Annotated in this window: 16 protein-coding genes; all 16 read left to right on the forward strand. The window is 67.7% G+C overall.

Annotated elements, in window-relative coordinates:
• The first annotated feature begins 12 nt into the window (after positions 1-12).
• A complete protein-coding gene (locus V7E00_RS03095; RefSeq protein WP_333571216.1) occupies positions 13-690 on the forward strand; it encodes a ferritin-like domain-containing protein in 678 nt (225 codons plus the stop codon).
• A 64-nt stretch (positions 691-754) separates the two neighbouring features.
• The gene (locus V7E00_RS03100; RefSeq protein WP_333571217.1) at positions 755-1,717 is read left to right on the forward strand and encodes a bile acid:sodium symporter family protein; all 963 of its coding nucleotides are present in this window, start codon (positions 755-757) and stop codon (positions 1,715-1,717) included.
• Entirely contained in the window at positions 1,717-2,691 is a 975-nt protein-coding gene (locus tag V7E00_RS03105) for an NAD-dependent epimerase/dehydratase family protein (protein ID WP_333571218.1), read from the forward strand. Before V7E00_RS03100 ends, V7E00_RS03105 begins: the two co-directional genes overlap by 1 nt.
• A gap of 29 nt (positions 2,692-2,720) precedes the next feature.
• Complete coding sequence (locus V7E00_RS03110) at positions 2,721-3,548, forward strand: c-type cytochrome (protein WP_333571219.1); 828 nt, start codon at positions 2,721-2,723, stop codon at positions 3,546-3,548.
• Between the two features lie 669 nt (positions 3,549-4,217).
• Entirely contained in the window at positions 4,218-5,663 is a 1,446-nt protein-coding gene (gene leuC, locus V7E00_RS03115; RefSeq protein ID WP_333571220.1) for a 3-isopropylmalate dehydratase large subunit, read from the forward strand.
• Between the two features lie 17 nt (positions 5,664-5,680).
• Positions 5,681-5,821, forward strand: coding sequence for a hypothetical protein (locus V7E00_RS03120; RefSeq protein WP_294332649.1), 141 nt, complete (start codon positions 5,681-5,683; stop codon positions 5,819-5,821).
• 98 nt (positions 5,822-5,919) lie between these two features.
• Positions 5,920-6,549, forward strand: coding sequence for a 3-isopropylmalate dehydratase small subunit (gene leuD / locus V7E00_RS03125; protein WP_333571221.1), 630 nt, complete (start codon positions 5,920-5,922; stop codon positions 6,547-6,549).
• Positions 6,512-7,513: an NADPH:quinone oxidoreductase family protein gene (locus V7E00_RS03130; protein ID WP_333571222.1), complete on the forward strand. Its 1,002-nt coding sequence runs from the start codon at positions 6,512-6,514 to the stop codon at positions 7,511-7,513. The genes leuD and V7E00_RS03130 overlap by 38 nt, the downstream gene beginning before the upstream one ends.
• Before the next feature lie 467 nt (positions 7,514-7,980).
• A complete protein-coding gene (locus V7E00_RS03135; protein ID WP_333571223.1) occupies positions 7,981-8,304 on the forward strand; it encodes a DUF1476 domain-containing protein in 324 nt (107 codons plus the stop codon).
• A 1-nt stretch (position 8,305) separates the two neighbouring features.
• On the forward strand, positions 8,306-8,545 hold the full coding sequence (locus V7E00_RS03140; protein ID WP_333571224.1) for a BolA family protein: 240 nt from the start codon (positions 8,306-8,308) through the stop codon (positions 8,543-8,545).
• A gap of 3 nt (positions 8,546-8,548) precedes the next feature.
• Entirely contained in the window at positions 8,549-8,881 is a 333-nt protein-coding gene (grxD, locus tag V7E00_RS03145) for a Grx4 family monothiol glutaredoxin (RefSeq protein WP_333571225.1), read from the forward strand.
• 552 nt (positions 8,882-9,433) lie between these two features.
• Positions 9,434-9,802: a BlaI/MecI/CopY family transcriptional regulator gene (locus V7E00_RS03150; protein WP_010542593.1), complete on the forward strand. Its 369-nt coding sequence runs from the start codon at positions 9,434-9,436 to the stop codon at positions 9,800-9,802.
• A complete protein-coding gene (locus tag V7E00_RS03155; protein WP_333571226.1) occupies positions 9,799-11,472 on the forward strand; it encodes a M56 family metallopeptidase in 1,674 nt (557 codons plus the stop codon). The genes V7E00_RS03150 and V7E00_RS03155 overlap by 4 nt, the downstream gene beginning before the upstream one ends.
• A gap of 125 nt (positions 11,473-11,597) precedes the next feature.
• The gene (locus tag V7E00_RS03160; protein WP_333571227.1) at positions 11,598-12,464 is read left to right on the forward strand and encodes an MBL fold metallo-hydrolase; all 867 of its coding nucleotides are present in this window, start codon (positions 11,598-11,600) and stop codon (positions 12,462-12,464) included.
• An 88-nt stretch (positions 12,465-12,552) separates the two neighbouring features.
• Complete coding sequence (locus tag V7E00_RS03165) at positions 12,553-13,329, forward strand: hypothetical protein (protein WP_333571228.1); 777 nt, start codon at positions 12,553-12,555, stop codon at positions 13,327-13,329.
• Between the two features lie 90 nt (positions 13,330-13,419).
• A complete protein-coding gene (nadA, locus tag V7E00_RS03170) occupies positions 13,420-14,421 on the forward strand; it encodes a quinolinate synthase NadA (protein WP_333571229.1) in 1,002 nt (333 codons plus the stop codon).
• Positions 14,422-14,622: the final 201 nt, after the last annotated feature.

A 14,622-nucleotide genomic window follows, 5' to 3' on the forward strand; every position in this document is an offset into this window, starting at 1 on the left:
TAGCGTCCGGCGATGTTGTCCGGTTTCCGCCGCCGCTATCTCGACCTGCTGGGGTCGATCTACATCTACAACGAGCATCGCGGCTATACGAGCATCGATCGGGTGCTGGAGGCGGTCCGCGCACGGGCGCCGGACGATCACGCGCTGATCGCCGCGATCGAGAAGCACCGCGCCGACGAACGCAAGCACTATCAGATGTTCAAGCGCTGGTTCGAGCTGCAGGGCCGGATGCCGCTGACGGTCGACCGGACCTGCGGGCATATCGACCGCTTCGTCGAAATCATGTTCCGTCGCACGATCGATGCGCTCGACACCCGGACGCTGATCGAGGATGACGCGCAGTTCGAGAAGCTCTGCCGCGTGATATCGCTCACCGAGCAGCGCGGCCACCGCCAGGTGCATATCCTGCTGAACCATCCGGCGGTGCTGAGCGACAAGGTGCTCACCCGGATCTTCCGCATCATCGAGAAGGATGAGCCGAGCCATTGGGCACCGTATGACGGCTGGCTGCGGGCGCATGGCAAGCGCGCGCCGCGCTGGTGGGAGCGGGCGGTGGACAGCTTCATCCATTCCGAGCTGCTGTTCGTGAAGCTGCCCTTCCTGTTCCTGAACCCGTTCGTGCGGCGCCGCACCGACTGGGCCGACGCCGGGGAAGGATTGCATCCGGTGCAGGTGCCGGCAGCGGCCTGAGCGCTTGCACGGGCGTACGCCCGCGCGCATGGGCGGGCGCAGTTTAAATGGTGCGAGTATCCGCATGGCTGCCCTTCGTCGCTGGATCGATCCCTATCTGTTGATGCTGCTGGCCACGGTCGGCCTGGCCGCGCTGTTCCCCGCACGGGGCATGTGGGCGAACATCGCCGACGAGGCCGTGACGATCGCGGTGGCGCTGCTGTTCTTCCTGTACGGCGCACGGCTGGCGCCCGCGGCGATCTGGGCGGGCCTCACCAACTGGCGGCTGCAGCTGACGGTGTTCCTCTGCACCTTCCTGTTCTTTCCGCTGCTTGGGCTGGGCGCCTATGCACTGGCCGGGCAGGTGCTGCCGGGCGGCATCGCGCTCGGCATCCTGTTTCTGTGCCTGCTGCCCTCGACCGTGCAGTCGTCGATCGCCTTCACCGCGATCGCGCGCGGCAACGTGCCCGCCGCCTTGTGCAGCGCTTCGGTGTCCAACTTGATCGGCGTCCTCATCACGCCGCTGCTTGTGGCGTTGCTACTGCCTAGCAATAGCGGTGCGGGGTTTTCGCTTTCTTCTTTGGAATCGATCGCAATACAGATCCTGCTGCCGTTCGCGGCGGGACAGGCGGCGCGGCCGCTGATCGGCGCGTTCATCCTCAAGCACCGTACGCTGACCATGACTGTTGATCGCGGGTCGATCCTGCTGGTCGTCTACGCGGCGTTCAGCGAGGGCATGGTCGCAGGGGTGTGGGGCCGGGTGTCGCTGGCCGATCTGGCGCTGGTGCTGGCCTTCAACGCGGTGCTGCTCGGCATCGTCATCGCCACGACGATTATCGGCAGCCGCAAGCTCGGCTTCTCCAAGGAGGACGAGATCGCCATCGTGTTCTGCGGCTCCAAGAAGAGCATGGCGAGCGGCATTCCGATGGCGACGATCCTGTTTCCCGGCGGTGCGGTGAGCCTCATCGTGCTGCCGCTGATGATCTTCCACCAGCTCCAGCTGTTCGTCTGCGCGGTGCTGGCGCGGCACTATGGGAGCCGCCCCTGATGCGAATACTTCTCACCGGATCATCCGGCTGGCTGGGGCGCTTCCTGGCGCCGATGCTGCGCGAAGCAGGGCATCAGGTCACCGGGCTGGACGTTGCGCCGGGCGCGCATACCCAGCTGCTCGGTTCGGTTGCCGATCGCGCGCTGGTCGAGCGGGTGTTCGCCGAGCAGGGCATCGAGGCGGTGATCCATGCCGGCGGGCTGCACAAGCCGGACATCGTGCGCTACCCGGCGCAGACCTTCGTGGACGTGAACATTGCCGGCACGCTGAACCTGCTGGAGTGCGCGAAGGCGGCGGGGCATGACCGGTTCGTCTTCACCTCCACCACCTCGCTGATGATCAGCCAGGCGATCCGCGACGAAGCCGGCGACGCGGCGGTGTGGCTCGACGAGACGGCGGGCCCGATCGAACCACGCAACATCTACGGCGTGACCAAGCTGGCGGCGGAAGGGCTGTGCCGCATCGCGTGGCTGGAGCACGGACTGGCGACGATCGTGCTGCGCACGAGCCGCTTCTTCGCCGAGGACGACGATACCCACGCCGTCCCCTCCGGCGAGAATCTCAAGGCGAACGAGTTGCTGCACCGAAGGCTGACGGTGGAGGATGCCGCGCGCGCGCACCTTGCCGCGCTGGAGCGGGCGCCCGCGGTGGGCCATGGGGTGTTCGTGATCTCCGCGCCCACGCCCTTCACTCGCGCGGATTGCGCCGACCTCAAGCGCGATCCGGCGGCGGTGATCGCACGCGCCTTCCCCGAGGCACCGGCCCTCTACGCCGCGCGCGGGTGGACGCTGCCGGGCAGCATCGGCCGGGTCTATGATGCCGGGTTGGCCGAGCGGGTGCTGGGCTTCCGCTGCGACACCGATTTCGCCGCGGTGCTGGCCGCGCTTCGCGACGGCACGCCGCTGCCGTTCGCGCACGATCCCAGCTATGTCTCGCCCAAGGAACGTGGCGGAGATGGGGCGCTTCTGGCATAGCTTTGCCCCGTCTTTCCGGGGGAACGGCGATGCGGATCTGGGCGCGGCTGGGGCTTGGTGTGGCGGCGCTCGCGCTGCTGGGCGCGGGCGCGCTCTACGGCGCCTCCGAATGGGTGATCCGCCGCAGCCATGCCGCGCCACTGGCGCCCATCGCGGTCCCGCACGATGCCGCGGCGCTGGCGGAAGGAGCGCGGCTTGCGACGCTTACGGGCTGCAAGAGTTGCCATGGCGACGGCAAGGGTGCGGTGTGGACGCCGGTCGACTGGCGCGAGGGGCAGGTCGCCCCACCCCCGATCGCCCGCAGCGCCGCCCGCTATTCGGATGCCGAGCTCGCCCGGCTGATCCGCCAAGGCGTGACCAAGGAGGGGCGGACGGTCTTCATCATGCCCGCCTGGTCGATGACGTACCTTGCGGATGACGATGTCGGCCGGATCATCGCCTGGGTCCGCAGCCTCAGGCCCGCACCCGAAGACGTACAGGCGACCACCTGGTTCGGCCCCGTCGGCCGCTGGAAGATCCTGACCGGCGCAACCCGGCCGAGCGTGGTGGCGGAGCCGCACGGGATGGCGAAGCGACCGGCCGATTCGGGGTGGTATTGGACGCAGGTGCTGTGCTCCGAATGCCACGCGCTCACCGAGGCGCGCGCGCATGACGGCAATTCGGTACCGCCGCTGGCACCGATGGCTGCGAGCTATGCGCCGGCGGACTTCCAGCGGCTGCTCCACGAGGGCGTCGGGGCAGGGGGGCGATATATCGGCTTCATGGGCACGATCGTGAAGGAAAACCTCCATGCACTCGGGCCCGGCGAGGTGGACGCGGTGCAGCGGTATCTGCGGGGGGTGTCGGCTCGGCGTTGAGCCATAGGCGGAGGCGGTAACCGTCAATCCTGTTGGGAGGGCCAACTTGCCCAGATGCCTGCGACAAACCAGCAAGCCCATGCTGCCCAATATATGTGATACGGATATAGTGCCGCCGGGTAGTTCTTCGCGTGCAGCCAAGCCCAAAGGACCCCGAAGAAGGCTGCTACCTGAAGGGATGGGTAGTAACCAGAGCCGCCAGCGCGACCTGCGAGCCGCCAACCACGCCCTCGATGCTCTTCGGCCCTGGCGTAAATCGAAAAGGCAAATCTTGCAAAAGGGTATGCAAGGGCAATTGTCAGGACAAAGGCTGCCAGTTCAACGATCGGAATGTAATCGCTGAAACACGGGTCACGGTACCGCGTGACGGCTTCTCGGTGGCAGCGATACTGGAATGTGTCGATGCTCCCCTGCCAAGATACGAACGGATACGCGAACCAAAGCAGTAAGCCGCTCCAAGCTCCGACCTTGCGAAGTTTGTCTGTGGTCAACGTGGAACACGCTCTTTCATGAGCCTGTTATGCATGGAAATGTATGTTTTGCCAGAGGCAGACGGGGAGCGCTCGTTGCGCTGGGCAGTAGATGGGGGCCTTAACCACCCAGCATTGCTCGGCGGCAGAAAATGTCCTCAAAGCTTGCATCCGCGCACGATTCGATTAAAGCGCGCGCATGTCGCGTGAACCCCGCACCCTGTACGAGAAGATCTGGGCCGACCATGTCGTCGAGCGCCGGGACGATGGCACCTGCCTGATCTATATCGATCGGCACCTCGTCCACGAAGTCACCAGCCCGCAGGCCTTTGCCGGCCTCCGCGCGGCCGATCGCACGGTGCGCCGCCCCGACCTTACCCTCGCGGTGCCCGATCACAATCTGCCGACTACGCCGCGCGTCGATGCCGCCGGCAACCCGCTGCCGATCGCCGATCCGGCCAGCGCAGGCCAGCTCTCGGCGCTGCGCGGCAATGTCGCGGAGTTCGGCGTGCCCTACATCGACGCGCTCGATGCGCGGCAGGGGATCGTGCATGTTGTCGGGCCCGAACAGGGCTTCACGCTGCCCGGCACGACTTTGGTCTGCGGCGACAGCCACACTTCGGCGCATGGCGCGCTGGGGGCGCTGGCCTTCGGCATCGGCACCAGCGAGGTCGAGCATGTGCTCGCCACGCAGACGCTGCTGCTCAAGCAATCGAAGACGATGGAAGTCCGCGTCGACGGCACGCTGGGCCACGGGGTCAGCGCCAAGGATGTGGTGCTGGCGATCATCGGCAAGATCGGCGCGGCCGGCGGCACCGGCTATGTCATCGAATTCACCGGCGAGGTGATCCGCAATCTCTCGATCGAGGGGCGGCTGACGATCTCCAACATGTCGATCGAGGGCGGCGCGCGCTCGGGCCTGATCGCGCCGGACGAGAAGACCTTCGCCTATCTCAAGGGCCGGCCGATGGCGCCGACCGGCGAGGCGTGGGATCGCGCCATCGCCTATTGGAAGACGCTGCCGACCGACAAGGGCGCCGTCTACGACAAGGTGGTGACGCTGGACGCGGCGGACATCGCGCCGTCGATCACCTGGGGCACCAGCCCCGAGGACGTGGTGCCGATCACCGGCGTCGTGCCCGATCCCGAGAGCTTCGCCGATCCCTCGAAGCGCGCCGCCGCGCAGCGCTCGCTCGACTATATGGGCCTCACCCCCGGCACCGCGATGCAGGACATTCCGGTGGAGCACATCTTCATCGGATCGTGCACCAACAGCCGGATCGAGGATCTGCGCGCCGCCGCTGCGGTGGTGCAGGGCCGCAAGGTCGCGGACCGCATCCGCCAGGCGCTGATCGTGCCGGGCTCGGGGCTGGTCAAGCGCCAGGCCGAGGAAGAGGGGCTCGACCGCATCTTCCTGGAGGCGGGCTTCCAGTGGCGCGAGCCGGGCTGCTCGATGTGCCTGGCGATGAACCCGGACAAGGTGCCGGCCGGCGAACGTTGCGCTTCCACTTCGAATCGCAATTTCGTAGGACGGCAGGGACCGGGTTCCCGCACCCACCTCGTCTCGCCCGCGATGGCGGCGGCGGCGGCGGTGACCGGGCACCTGACGGACGTTCGCGAGTTGATGGCGAGCAACGCGTACTAGTGAAGGGGAGAGACGCCGTGAAAAAGGCGCTCGTCGCATTGATTGCCGGAACCATTCTGAGCGGTGTCGCCGCGGCCTATGCGGGTGCCTATCCGCGGCCGGAGACGCCGATCAAGACGATCCCGGCGCTCGAGCGGGCCGTCGTCGCACCGCGCTGACGCGGGCGGCCGATTGCCGGAAATTGGGGTGGCCGCCGGCCACTCGTTAGGAAAGCTGTGTCCATGCATCTGAACACCGTGTCGGCGGAGCGCCGCTGATGGAGCCGATCCAGCAGGTTTCGGGCCGCGCCTATCCCTGGGGCGCCAAGAACATCGATACGGACATCATCATCCCCGCGCACTGGCTGAAGACCACGACGCGCGAGGGGCTGGGCAAGGGCGCGTTCGAGAGCGTCCGCGCGGAGCCGGGCAATCTGTTCGACGATCCCCGCTATGCGGGTAGCCCGATCCTGGTGGCGGGCGAGAATTTCGGCTGCGGCTCCAGCCGCGAGCATGCCGCCTGGGCGCTGGCCGATATGGGCATCAAGGCGGTGATCGCGCCGAGCTTCTCGGACATCTTCTCGGGCAACGCCTTCAAGAACGGCATCGTCACCGTGGTGCTGCCGCAGGAGGCGATCGACCGGCTGGTGCAGGTGGCGACCGCCAACGAGATCACCGTCGACCTGGAGACGATGACCGTCACGACCGACTTCCAGGATCGCTTCGCCTTCGAGCTCGACCCCTTCCGCCGCGACTGCCTGATGCAGGGGCTGGACGAGATCGGCATGACGCTGGCACAAGATACCGCGATTTCGAAATACGAATCCGCGGTTGCGCACGAACGCCCGTGGATCGCTGTAGGAGGCGGACATGAAGGCGTTGCTGTCGAAGGTGTCGGGCGGACCTGATACTCTAAGCCTGGAAGAGGTGGCCGACCCGCAAGTCGGGAAAGGCCAGGTTCTGGTCGCGGTGAAGGCCTGCGCGATCAACTACCCCGACGTGCTGATCATCGAGGACCGCTACCAGTTCAAGCCGCCCCGGCCGTTCGCGCCGGGCGGCGAGATTGCCGGCGTGGTGGAAGCGGTGGGCGAGGGCGTCACCGACTGGGCGCCGGGCGACCGGGTGATCGCGGTGCCGGGGCATGGCGGGCTGGTCGAGAAGCTGGTGCTGAGCCCGGCGCAGCTCTACCGCCTGCCGGAGGGCCGCAGCTTCGAGGACGGGGCGGCGCTGCTGCTCACCTATGCGACGACGATCCACGCGCTGCTCGATCGGGGCAGGCTGAGCGCCGGGCAGACGCTGCTGGTGCTGGGTGCGGCGGGCGGCGTCGGGCTCGCGGCGATCGAGCTGGGCAAAGCCTATGGCGCGACGGTGGTGGCGGCGGTTTCCTCCGAGGAGAAGGCCGAGGCCGCGCGCGCGGCGGGCGCGGACGCGACGCTCGTCTATCCGCGCGGGCCGCTCGACAAGGAGGCGTCGAAGGCGCTGGCCGAGGCGTTCAAGGCGGCGGTCGGCCCCAAGGGCGCGGACGTGGTCTACGATCCCGTAGGCGGCGACTATGCCGAGCCGGCGCTGCGTGCGATCGGCTGGGAGGGGCGCTATCTGGTGGTAGGCTTCCCGGCGGGCATCCCCAAGCTGCCGCTCAACCTCACGCTGCTCAAGAGCTGCGACGTGTGCGGCGTGTTCTGGGGCGCCTTCGCCGCGCGCGACCCGCAGGCGAACCGCGCGCATGTCGACACGCTGTTCCGGCTGTGGAGCGACGGCAAGATCGCGCCGCGGGTAACGGAGGTGTTTCCCTTCGCCGAGGGCGGCGCGGCGATCGCCAAGATGGCGGCGCGGGCGGTGATCGGGAAGGTGGTGGTGCGCGTGGCGGAATAGGTCCGGTCCCGCCCAAGAATTTTCACGCGAAGGCGCAATGGGACAAAGGCGGGAAGAAGAGCTGGTTCACGCGGAGGCGCGACGACGCGGAGTCTGTTTCGCGCAGAGGCGCAGAGAGCGCAAAGGAGCTTGGTCCTGCTGCGCCGACGGGGGCCCTTCTCTGGCGCGAAGCGCCGCGCTCTCTTCTCCGCGTCTCCGCGCCTCCGCGCGAAACAAACTCTCCTTATCTTCGTGCCTTCGCGTGCAATCTATCCTCCCCCGCAAGGGGGAGGTGGCGCGCGACGCGCGACGGAGGGGGAGGATGCCAGAATCTCGCCCGTCGGGCTTCCTCCCCCCCCCGTCAGGCTGCGCCTGACACCTCCCCCTGGCGGGGGAGGATCGCTTGCTCGCCGCCATCCGGAACCTCCCCGTTGCCAGCGCGGCCCCTCCCTCCTATCTCGGGCCCGAGTTTAGGTAAGGGGCATATGATGACCACATTCGACGATCGCGAACGGGCGTTTGAGGCGAACTTCGCGCGCGAAGAGGATATGGCGTTCCGCATCACCGCGCGCCGCAACAAGCTGCTCGGCCAGTGGGCCGCCGCCAAGATGGGCCTCACGCCCGAAGAGACCGACGCCTATGCCAAGGCGGTCGTCCAGGCCGATTTCGAGGAAGCCGGCGACGAGGACGTGATCCGCAAGCTGCTGGGGGACATGCTCGCCGCCAATGTCGAGATCGACGATGCCACCATTCGCCGGCAGATCGAGGAAAAGACCGTCGAGGCGCGTCGCCAGCTGATGGAATCCAAGTAACATGCCGATGGCCGCTGCCGAGATCGAGGCGCTGATCCGCGCCGGCATCCCCGATGCCCAGATCGAGATCACCGATCTGGCCGGCGATGGCGACCACTATGCAGCGCGCGTTGTCGCCCCCATGTTCAAGGGCATGCCGCGCGTGCGGCAACATCAGGCAGTCTATGCTGCGCTCGGCGGACGAATGGGCGGCGTGCTCCACGCGCTCCAGCTGACCACCGAAGCGCCAGCCGAGGAGTAACCAATGACCGACGATACCCAGGCCCGCATCCAGCAGCTGGTCGACAGCAACGACGTGCTGCTGTTCATGAAGGGCAGCCCGCTGTTCCCGCAGTGCGGCTTTTCCAGCCGCGCGATCGCGATCCTCAACCATCTCGGCGTTGAGTTCGAAAGCGTCGACGTGCTGCAGGACCAGGGCATCCGCCAGGGCATCAAGGCCTTTTCCGACTGGCCGACCATCCCCCAGCTCTATGTGAAGGGCGAGTTCGTCGGCGGTTCGGACATCATGATGGAAATGTATGAAAGCGGCGAGCTGACCCAGCTGATGGCCGACAAGGGCGTCGCCGCTTCAGCCTGAGGCGCGGATCGTACGGATTCAAGGGAAGGGCTCTCGCCGGCGGCGGGGGCCCTTTTCGTTTGTGTGGGCGCCCCTCTTCCCCAGCCGGACGTCATTCCCGCGAAGGCGGGAATCCATTTGCCAGGACGTCGCCGAAAGAGCCGTGGCGGGCCCACCAATGGATCCCCGCCTTCGCGGGGATGACGGTGGTGTGCGAGGTCGGCGCGGGGAGGGTGGAGGCGTGAGGCTGTGTGGGTGAGGGGCCTGGAGGAACCCCGGTGCGGGCGGGTCGATGGCCATGCCGGTGAACCATCGACCCGCCCGGAAGCGTCCTTGGGGGGACGCTGGAGCGTCTTTGGGGAACGCTCAGGGTACGCATAGACTTGCAGGGCGCGTGCCAGAATCGCGGATCCGCGCAAAGCCGCGCGGTACGATGGTCAACGCGTGTTAACCCGGTGCTGCAGGTGTAAATTCCCCCGACGCTTCGGCGGGGCAATTTCGCGTTCATCCGTTGTTCAGTGCCTTGACTACAGACGTAATCGAGGCGATTACAAGCGTAGTCAGTGAGGGTGTATGACCGAGCGAATCAGCGAAGCCGAACATGCGGTGATGGAGGTGCTCTGGGAGGAGTCGCCGCTCACCGCGCAGGAGGTCACCGAGCGGGTGCCCGCCGATCGCGGCTGGAGCGCCAACACGGTCAAGACGCTGCTGGGGCGACTGCTCGCCAAAAACGTCATCGCGCATGAGGAGGAGGGGCGGCGCTATCGCTACCGCCCGCTCGTCGCGCGCGGCGATTATGTGGTAGGGGAGTCGCGCAAACTGATCGACCGGCTGTTCGGCGGCCGGCTGACTCCGCTGGTGGCGCATCTCGCCGAGCGCGACGCCATCACCGATCAGGACATCGCCGAAATCGAGGCTCTCCTGAAGGAGCTGAAGCAATGATCGGCTGGTGGATCGAAACCCTGCTTGCGAGCACGCTGCTGATGCTGCTGGCGCTGGCCCTGCGCGGGCCGGTGCGCCGGGCCTTCGGGCCGCAGCTTGCCTATGCGCTGTGGGTGCTGCCCGCCGCGCGGATGCTGTTGCCGCCGCTGCCCGGCCAGTGGCAGCTGAGCCAGTGGCTCGCGCCGCTGACCCGCAAGGCGGCGGACGCCCCGGCGGTGGCGATGGGGGTGCTGAACCCGGCGAAGCTGCCGGCGACCATGGACCAGGGCACGGTGCTCACCATCGACCTGAGCGCCGCCGGTCACCCCATGCCCGCCGCGCTGGTCGCGCCGACGCCGGTGGCCGAGGGGCTGAACGTCACGCTGCTGCTGCTGGCGCTGTGGGGCGCGGGGGCGCTGCTGTTCCTCGCCTATCACCTCGTCGCCCATCGCCGCTTCTGCCGGCACCTGCTCTCCCGGGCGCGGGTGGATCGCACCGTGGCGCAGGGGCGGGTGCGGGTGATCGAGACCGACGCCGCGCACGGACCGCTCGCCTTCGGCATCTTCCGCAAGTACGTCGCGTTCCCGCGCGATTTTTGCGAGCGCTATGACGAGGTCGAGCGGGATCTCGCGCTCGCCCATGAACTGGGCCACCATCTGCGCGGCGACCTGATCGCCAACTGGGCCGCGCTGATCGTGCTGGCCGCCCATTGGTTCAACCCGGTCGCATGGCGGGCATTCCGCGCCTTCCGTGCCGACCAGGAAATGGCCTGCGACGCCCTGGTGCTCGCCGGCCGCGCCCAGGCACTGCGCCATGCCTATGGCCGTGCGATCGTCAAGTCCGCGCATGGGGGCGCGGTCTCGGCGGCTTGTCACCTCCACACGATCAACGACGTCAAAGGGAGATTACGCATGCTCTCCATTCACCGGAAGCTTTCCCCCATCCGCATCGGCGCGGGGCTGGCCGGAATCACCACCGTCTCGCTCGCCGCGCTGGCGCTGACCGCCTCGGGCAGCCAGGCTGCCGAGCGCATCCGCGCCGGCATGGATGCCGCGATCCAGGCGCAGGACGTGCCGGCTGCCCCCGCAGCGCCTGCCGCACCCGCAGCCCCCGCTGCTCCCGCCGCACCTGCTGCCCCGGCTGCTCCCGCTGCGGCCCGCGCACCGGCCGCGCCGCCGGCACCGGCTGCGCCTGCGGTGCCGGAAGGGCCGGCTGGCAAGCGCCATGTCGTCCGCATCGATCGCTCGGTGACCGACGGGCAGGTCATCAAGAAGATGGTGATCGTCGGGCGCGACGGGAAGCGGCAGGAAATCACCATGCCGGACATGGCAGCGATCCAGGCAAGCATTCCGGAAATCCGCAGCGGCACCTGCGGCAAGGGAACTGCGCCCACGGTGGAACACCGCAGCGAGGGCAGCAAGCAGATCATGATCATCTGCAGCGACCGCATGGCCGCGATGAGCGCAAGCGCAACGAAGATGGCGGCGTTCAATGCCGAGCACAGCGCGCGCATGGCCGAACACAGCAAGAAGATGGCGATGAACAGCGCGCTGATGAGCCTGCAATACGCCCGCCGCACCATCGAGGCCCAGTCGAGCCTCAGCCCCGCGCAGCGTGCCGAGGCGCTGAAGGGCATCGACGAGGCCCTTGCCGAACTGCGCGACGACGCCAAGGACACCAGCGACGACTGAGCAAGCGTAGCGCGCCGCTGCAGTTTGCCCCGCAGCGGCGTTCTCGGCGGGGCCGGCCTACTCCTTCGGGGCCGGTCCCGCTCCCCTGTGCTTGCCTCGGCGCACGGAATGCCCAAATGCAGGCCATGACCGATGACGCGCCCATGGGCCTTGCGATCGCGCTCGAACCGCTGGTGACGCGGGTGCTCGCGAACAATCCCTCGCCCTTCACCAGCACGGGCACGCAAACCTATCTGGTCGGCACCACCGATCTGGCGGTGATCGATCCGGGCCCCGACGACGCCGAGCACCTGGCGGCGCTGCTCGCGGCGATCGGCGGGCGGCCGGTGCGAGCGATCCTCTGCACCCATACCCACCGCGACCACAGCCCCGCCGCGCCCGCGCTGCAGGCGGCGACCGGCTCGCCGATCATCGGCTGCGCGCCGCTGGTGCTGGAGGATGCCGGCCCCCGTGCCGACGCTTCCTTCGATACCGGCTACGCACCGGATGCGGTGCTGGCGGACGGCGAGCAGGTGGCCGGGCAGGGCTGGACGCTCACGGCGGTGGCGACGCCGGGGCACACCTCCAACCATCTCTGCTTTGCGCTGGAGGAAAGCGGTGCGCTGTTCACCGGCGATCATGTGATGGGCTGGTCCACCACAGTGGTGGCGCCGCCGGACGGCAATATGGCCGCCTATATGACCAGCCTGGAAACGCTGATGGGGCGCGAACAGGACCGTATCTATTACCCGGCGCATGGCGAGCCGGTGCAGAACCCGCGCCGGTTCGTGCGGGGGCTCGCGGGGCACCGCAAGCAGCGCGAAGGGCAGATCCTGCGCCTGCTGGCCGAAGGCGTGGAGGCGGTGCCCGCGATGGTCGCGCGCATGTATGTGGGGCTCGATCCGCGGCTGCACGGTGCAGCGGGCCGGTCCGTACTGGCGCATCTTCTCGATCTTCAGGCGCGCGGGCGGGTCGTTCCGGCCGACTCAGAGTGGAAGCTCGTGTCGGAGTAATGGTTCGTAACGGCTGAAGTACAGGTCGAAGTGTTTGTGGAATCGGTGAAGTAGAGCTATACTCCGCTCAACTTGGAGGGGCGGGGAAATGGCAACGATTGTGCAGGCGGCGCCACGGGTGCGTGCCGGGGATACGCGCTTTTTTCTGGTGATGGCGTTCGTGATGGGCGCGATCGACGTGGCCGGATTTTCGCTCAACCTCGCTGCCGGCCGGTCCAGCTTCGCGGTGCCGGCGATCTTCCACGTCCATGCCTTCGTCTTTTTCGGCTGGATCGCGCTCTATGTCGCGCAGAATCTGCTGGTCGATCGGGGTTCGATGGCGCTGCACCGCCGGCTGGGTTGGCTGGCGCTGCTCTGGGTGCCGGTGATGGTGGTGCTGGGTACGCTCATGACCGTGCTCTCGGTCCAGCACGGGGCACCTTTCTTCTTCGATGTGCGTGAGTTCCTGATCAGCAACCCGCTGCAATTGCTGCTGTTCGCCGGGCTTGTCGGCGCCGCGTTGACGATGCGGCGGCAGACCGGGTGGCACCGCCGGCTGATGTATTGCGGCATGGCGATCCTCTGCGGGCCTGGGCTGGGCCGTCTGCTGCCCATGCCGCTGCTGATTCCCTATGCCTGGTGGGTGGCGATGGGTGCGGTGCTGGTACTGCCGTTGATTGGCGCGGTTGCGGACCAGCGCAGGAGCGGGCGCGTTCACCCCGCCTGGATCTGGGGCATCGGGCTGATCCTGGGGGTGCAGGTCGTCGCCGATGCCATCGCGTTCAGTCCGGCCGGAACCGCTCTGACGGAGCGCCTGACGGCCGGCACCGCGGGCAGCCATCGCCCGCTCACGCCGCACTTCCCTTCCACGCCCGTCGGGGGTTGACGGTGGCTCTGGCGCGATCGCTGGCCGCGCGCCCTTGATCCCCGGTGCGCGCCGGGCCATGTGGCGGCGAAAGCAAGGGAGTTAAGGGTGATGGACGCGCGCAACGGCATCGGCGGCAGCCTCGGCGGACTGGATCTCCGCGCCGAGATCGAGCGGCTGCGTGAAGAACGCAACGCGGTGATCCTCGCGCATTACTACCAGAAGCCCGAGCTGCAGGACCTCGCCGATTTCGTCGGCGACAGCCTCGACCTCAGCCGCAAGGCGGCGGAAACCGATGCGGACGTGATCGCCTTTTGCGGCGTGCGCTTCATGGCGGAGACCGCCAAGATCCTGTCGCCCGACAAGATCGTCGTGCTGCCGGACATGGACGCCGGCTGCAGCCTGGAGGACAGCTGCCCGCCCGACCAGTTCGCCGCCTTCCGCGCGCAGCACCCCGATCACATCGCGCTGACCTATATCAACTGCTCGACCGAGGTGAAGGCGCTGAGCGACATCATCGTCACCAGCTCCTCGGCCGAGAAGATCCTGGCGCAGATCCCGGCGGACCAGAAGATCATCTTCGGGCCCGATCGCAACCTGGGCGGCTATCTCCAGCGCAAGACCGGGCGCGAACTGCTGCTGTGGCCGGGCGTGTGCATCGTCCACGAGGCGTTCAGCGAGACCGAACTGCTCAAGCTCAAGGCCGAACATCCCGGCGCGCCGATCGCCGCGCATCCGGAATGCCCCGCCTATATCCTCGACCATGCCGATTATGTCGGGTCGACCAAGGGCATCCTCGATTTCTCGAAGACGATGCCCGGCGACACGCTGATCGTCGCGACCGAGCCGCACATCATCCACCAGATGCAGAAGGCGATGCCGGAGAAGAACTTCATCGGCGCGCCGGGGGCGGACGGCAACTGCAACTGCAACATCTGCCCCTACATGGCGCTGAACACGATGGAGAAGCTCTACCTCGCGCTGCGCGACCTCAGCCCCAGGATCGAGATCGAGGAGGGGCTGCGCATCCGGGCCAAGAAGAGCCTCGACCGCATGCTCGAGCTGGCGAGCGGCACGGTGGGGCAGGGCGATCTGGGCCCGGTACCGGCCTGATCGCGCGGGCGCGGGCCGCCGAAACCCGCAGGACGCGCCGGCCCCCGGGACCGGAGATCCGGCGGTGCGGCGCGCGCGACGACGCGGGTCACGTGTCGGCCAGGGCCCGCGCAACTTCGCTGACGACCGGGGGTCCGCCTGCGTCCGCGCGTCCGCCACCTGGCGCGCGGGGCGGATGGCATCGGACCCGCGCGCCCCTTG

Source organism: Sphingomonas sp., from assembly GCF_036731925.1.
GTDB lineage: Bacteria > Pseudomonadota > Alphaproteobacteria > Sphingomonadales > Sphingomonadaceae > Sphingomonas.

Excerpts from the sequence above, each read along its gene's own strand:
- V7E00_RS03095 (WP_333571216.1), top strand. The coding sequence starts at position 13 with ATGTTGTCCGGTTTCCGCCGCCGCTATCTCGACCTGCTGGGGTCGATC.
- grxD (WP_333571225.1), top strand. The coding sequence starts at position 8,549 with ATGACCGACGATACCCAGGCCCGCATCCAGCAGCTGGTCGACAGCAAC.
- V7E00_RS03140 (WP_333571224.1), top strand. The coding sequence starts at position 8,306 with ATGCCGATGGCCGCTGCCGAGATCGAGGCGCTGATCCGCGCCGGCATC.
- V7E00_RS03105 (WP_333571218.1), top strand. The coding sequence starts at position 1,717 with ATGCGAATACTTCTCACCGGATCATCCGGCTGGCTGGGGCGCTTCCTG.
- leuC (WP_333571220.1), top strand. The coding sequence starts at position 4,218 with ATGTCGCGTGAACCCCGCACCCTGTACGAGAAGATCTGGGCCGACCAT.
- V7E00_RS03150 (WP_010542593.1), top strand. The coding sequence starts at position 9,434 with ATGACCGAGCGAATCAGCGAAGCCGAACATGCGGTGATGGAGGTGCTC.
- V7E00_RS03160 (WP_333571227.1), top strand. The coding sequence starts at position 11,598 with ATGACCGATGACGCGCCCATGGGCCTTGCGATCGCGCTCGAACCGCTG.
- V7E00_RS03100 (WP_333571217.1), top strand. The coding sequence starts at position 755 with ATGGCTGCCCTTCGTCGCTGGATCGATCCCTATCTGTTGATGCTGCTG.
- nadA (WP_333571229.1), top strand. The coding sequence starts at position 13,420 with ATGGACGCGCGCAACGGCATCGGCGGCAGCCTCGGCGGACTGGATCTC.
- V7E00_RS03165 (WP_333571228.1), top strand. The coding sequence starts at position 12,553 with ATGGCAACGATTGTGCAGGCGGCGCCACGGGTGCGTGCCGGGGATACG.
- V7E00_RS03130 (WP_333571222.1), top strand. The coding sequence starts at position 6,512 with ATGAAGGCGTTGCTGTCGAAGGTGTCGGGCGGACCTGATACTCTAAGC.
- leuD (WP_333571221.1), top strand. The coding sequence starts at position 5,920 with ATGGAGCCGATCCAGCAGGTTTCGGGCCGCGCCTATCCCTGGGGCGCC.
- V7E00_RS03155 (WP_333571226.1), top strand. The coding sequence starts at position 9,799 with ATGATCGGCTGGTGGATCGAAACCCTGCTTGCGAGCACGCTGCTGATG.
- V7E00_RS03110 (WP_333571219.1), top strand. The coding sequence starts at position 2,721 with ATGCGGATCTGGGCGCGGCTGGGGCTTGGTGTGGCGGCGCTCGCGCTG.
- V7E00_RS03135 (WP_333571223.1), top strand. The coding sequence starts at position 7,981 with ATGACCACATTCGACGATCGCGAACGGGCGTTTGAGGCGAACTTCGCG.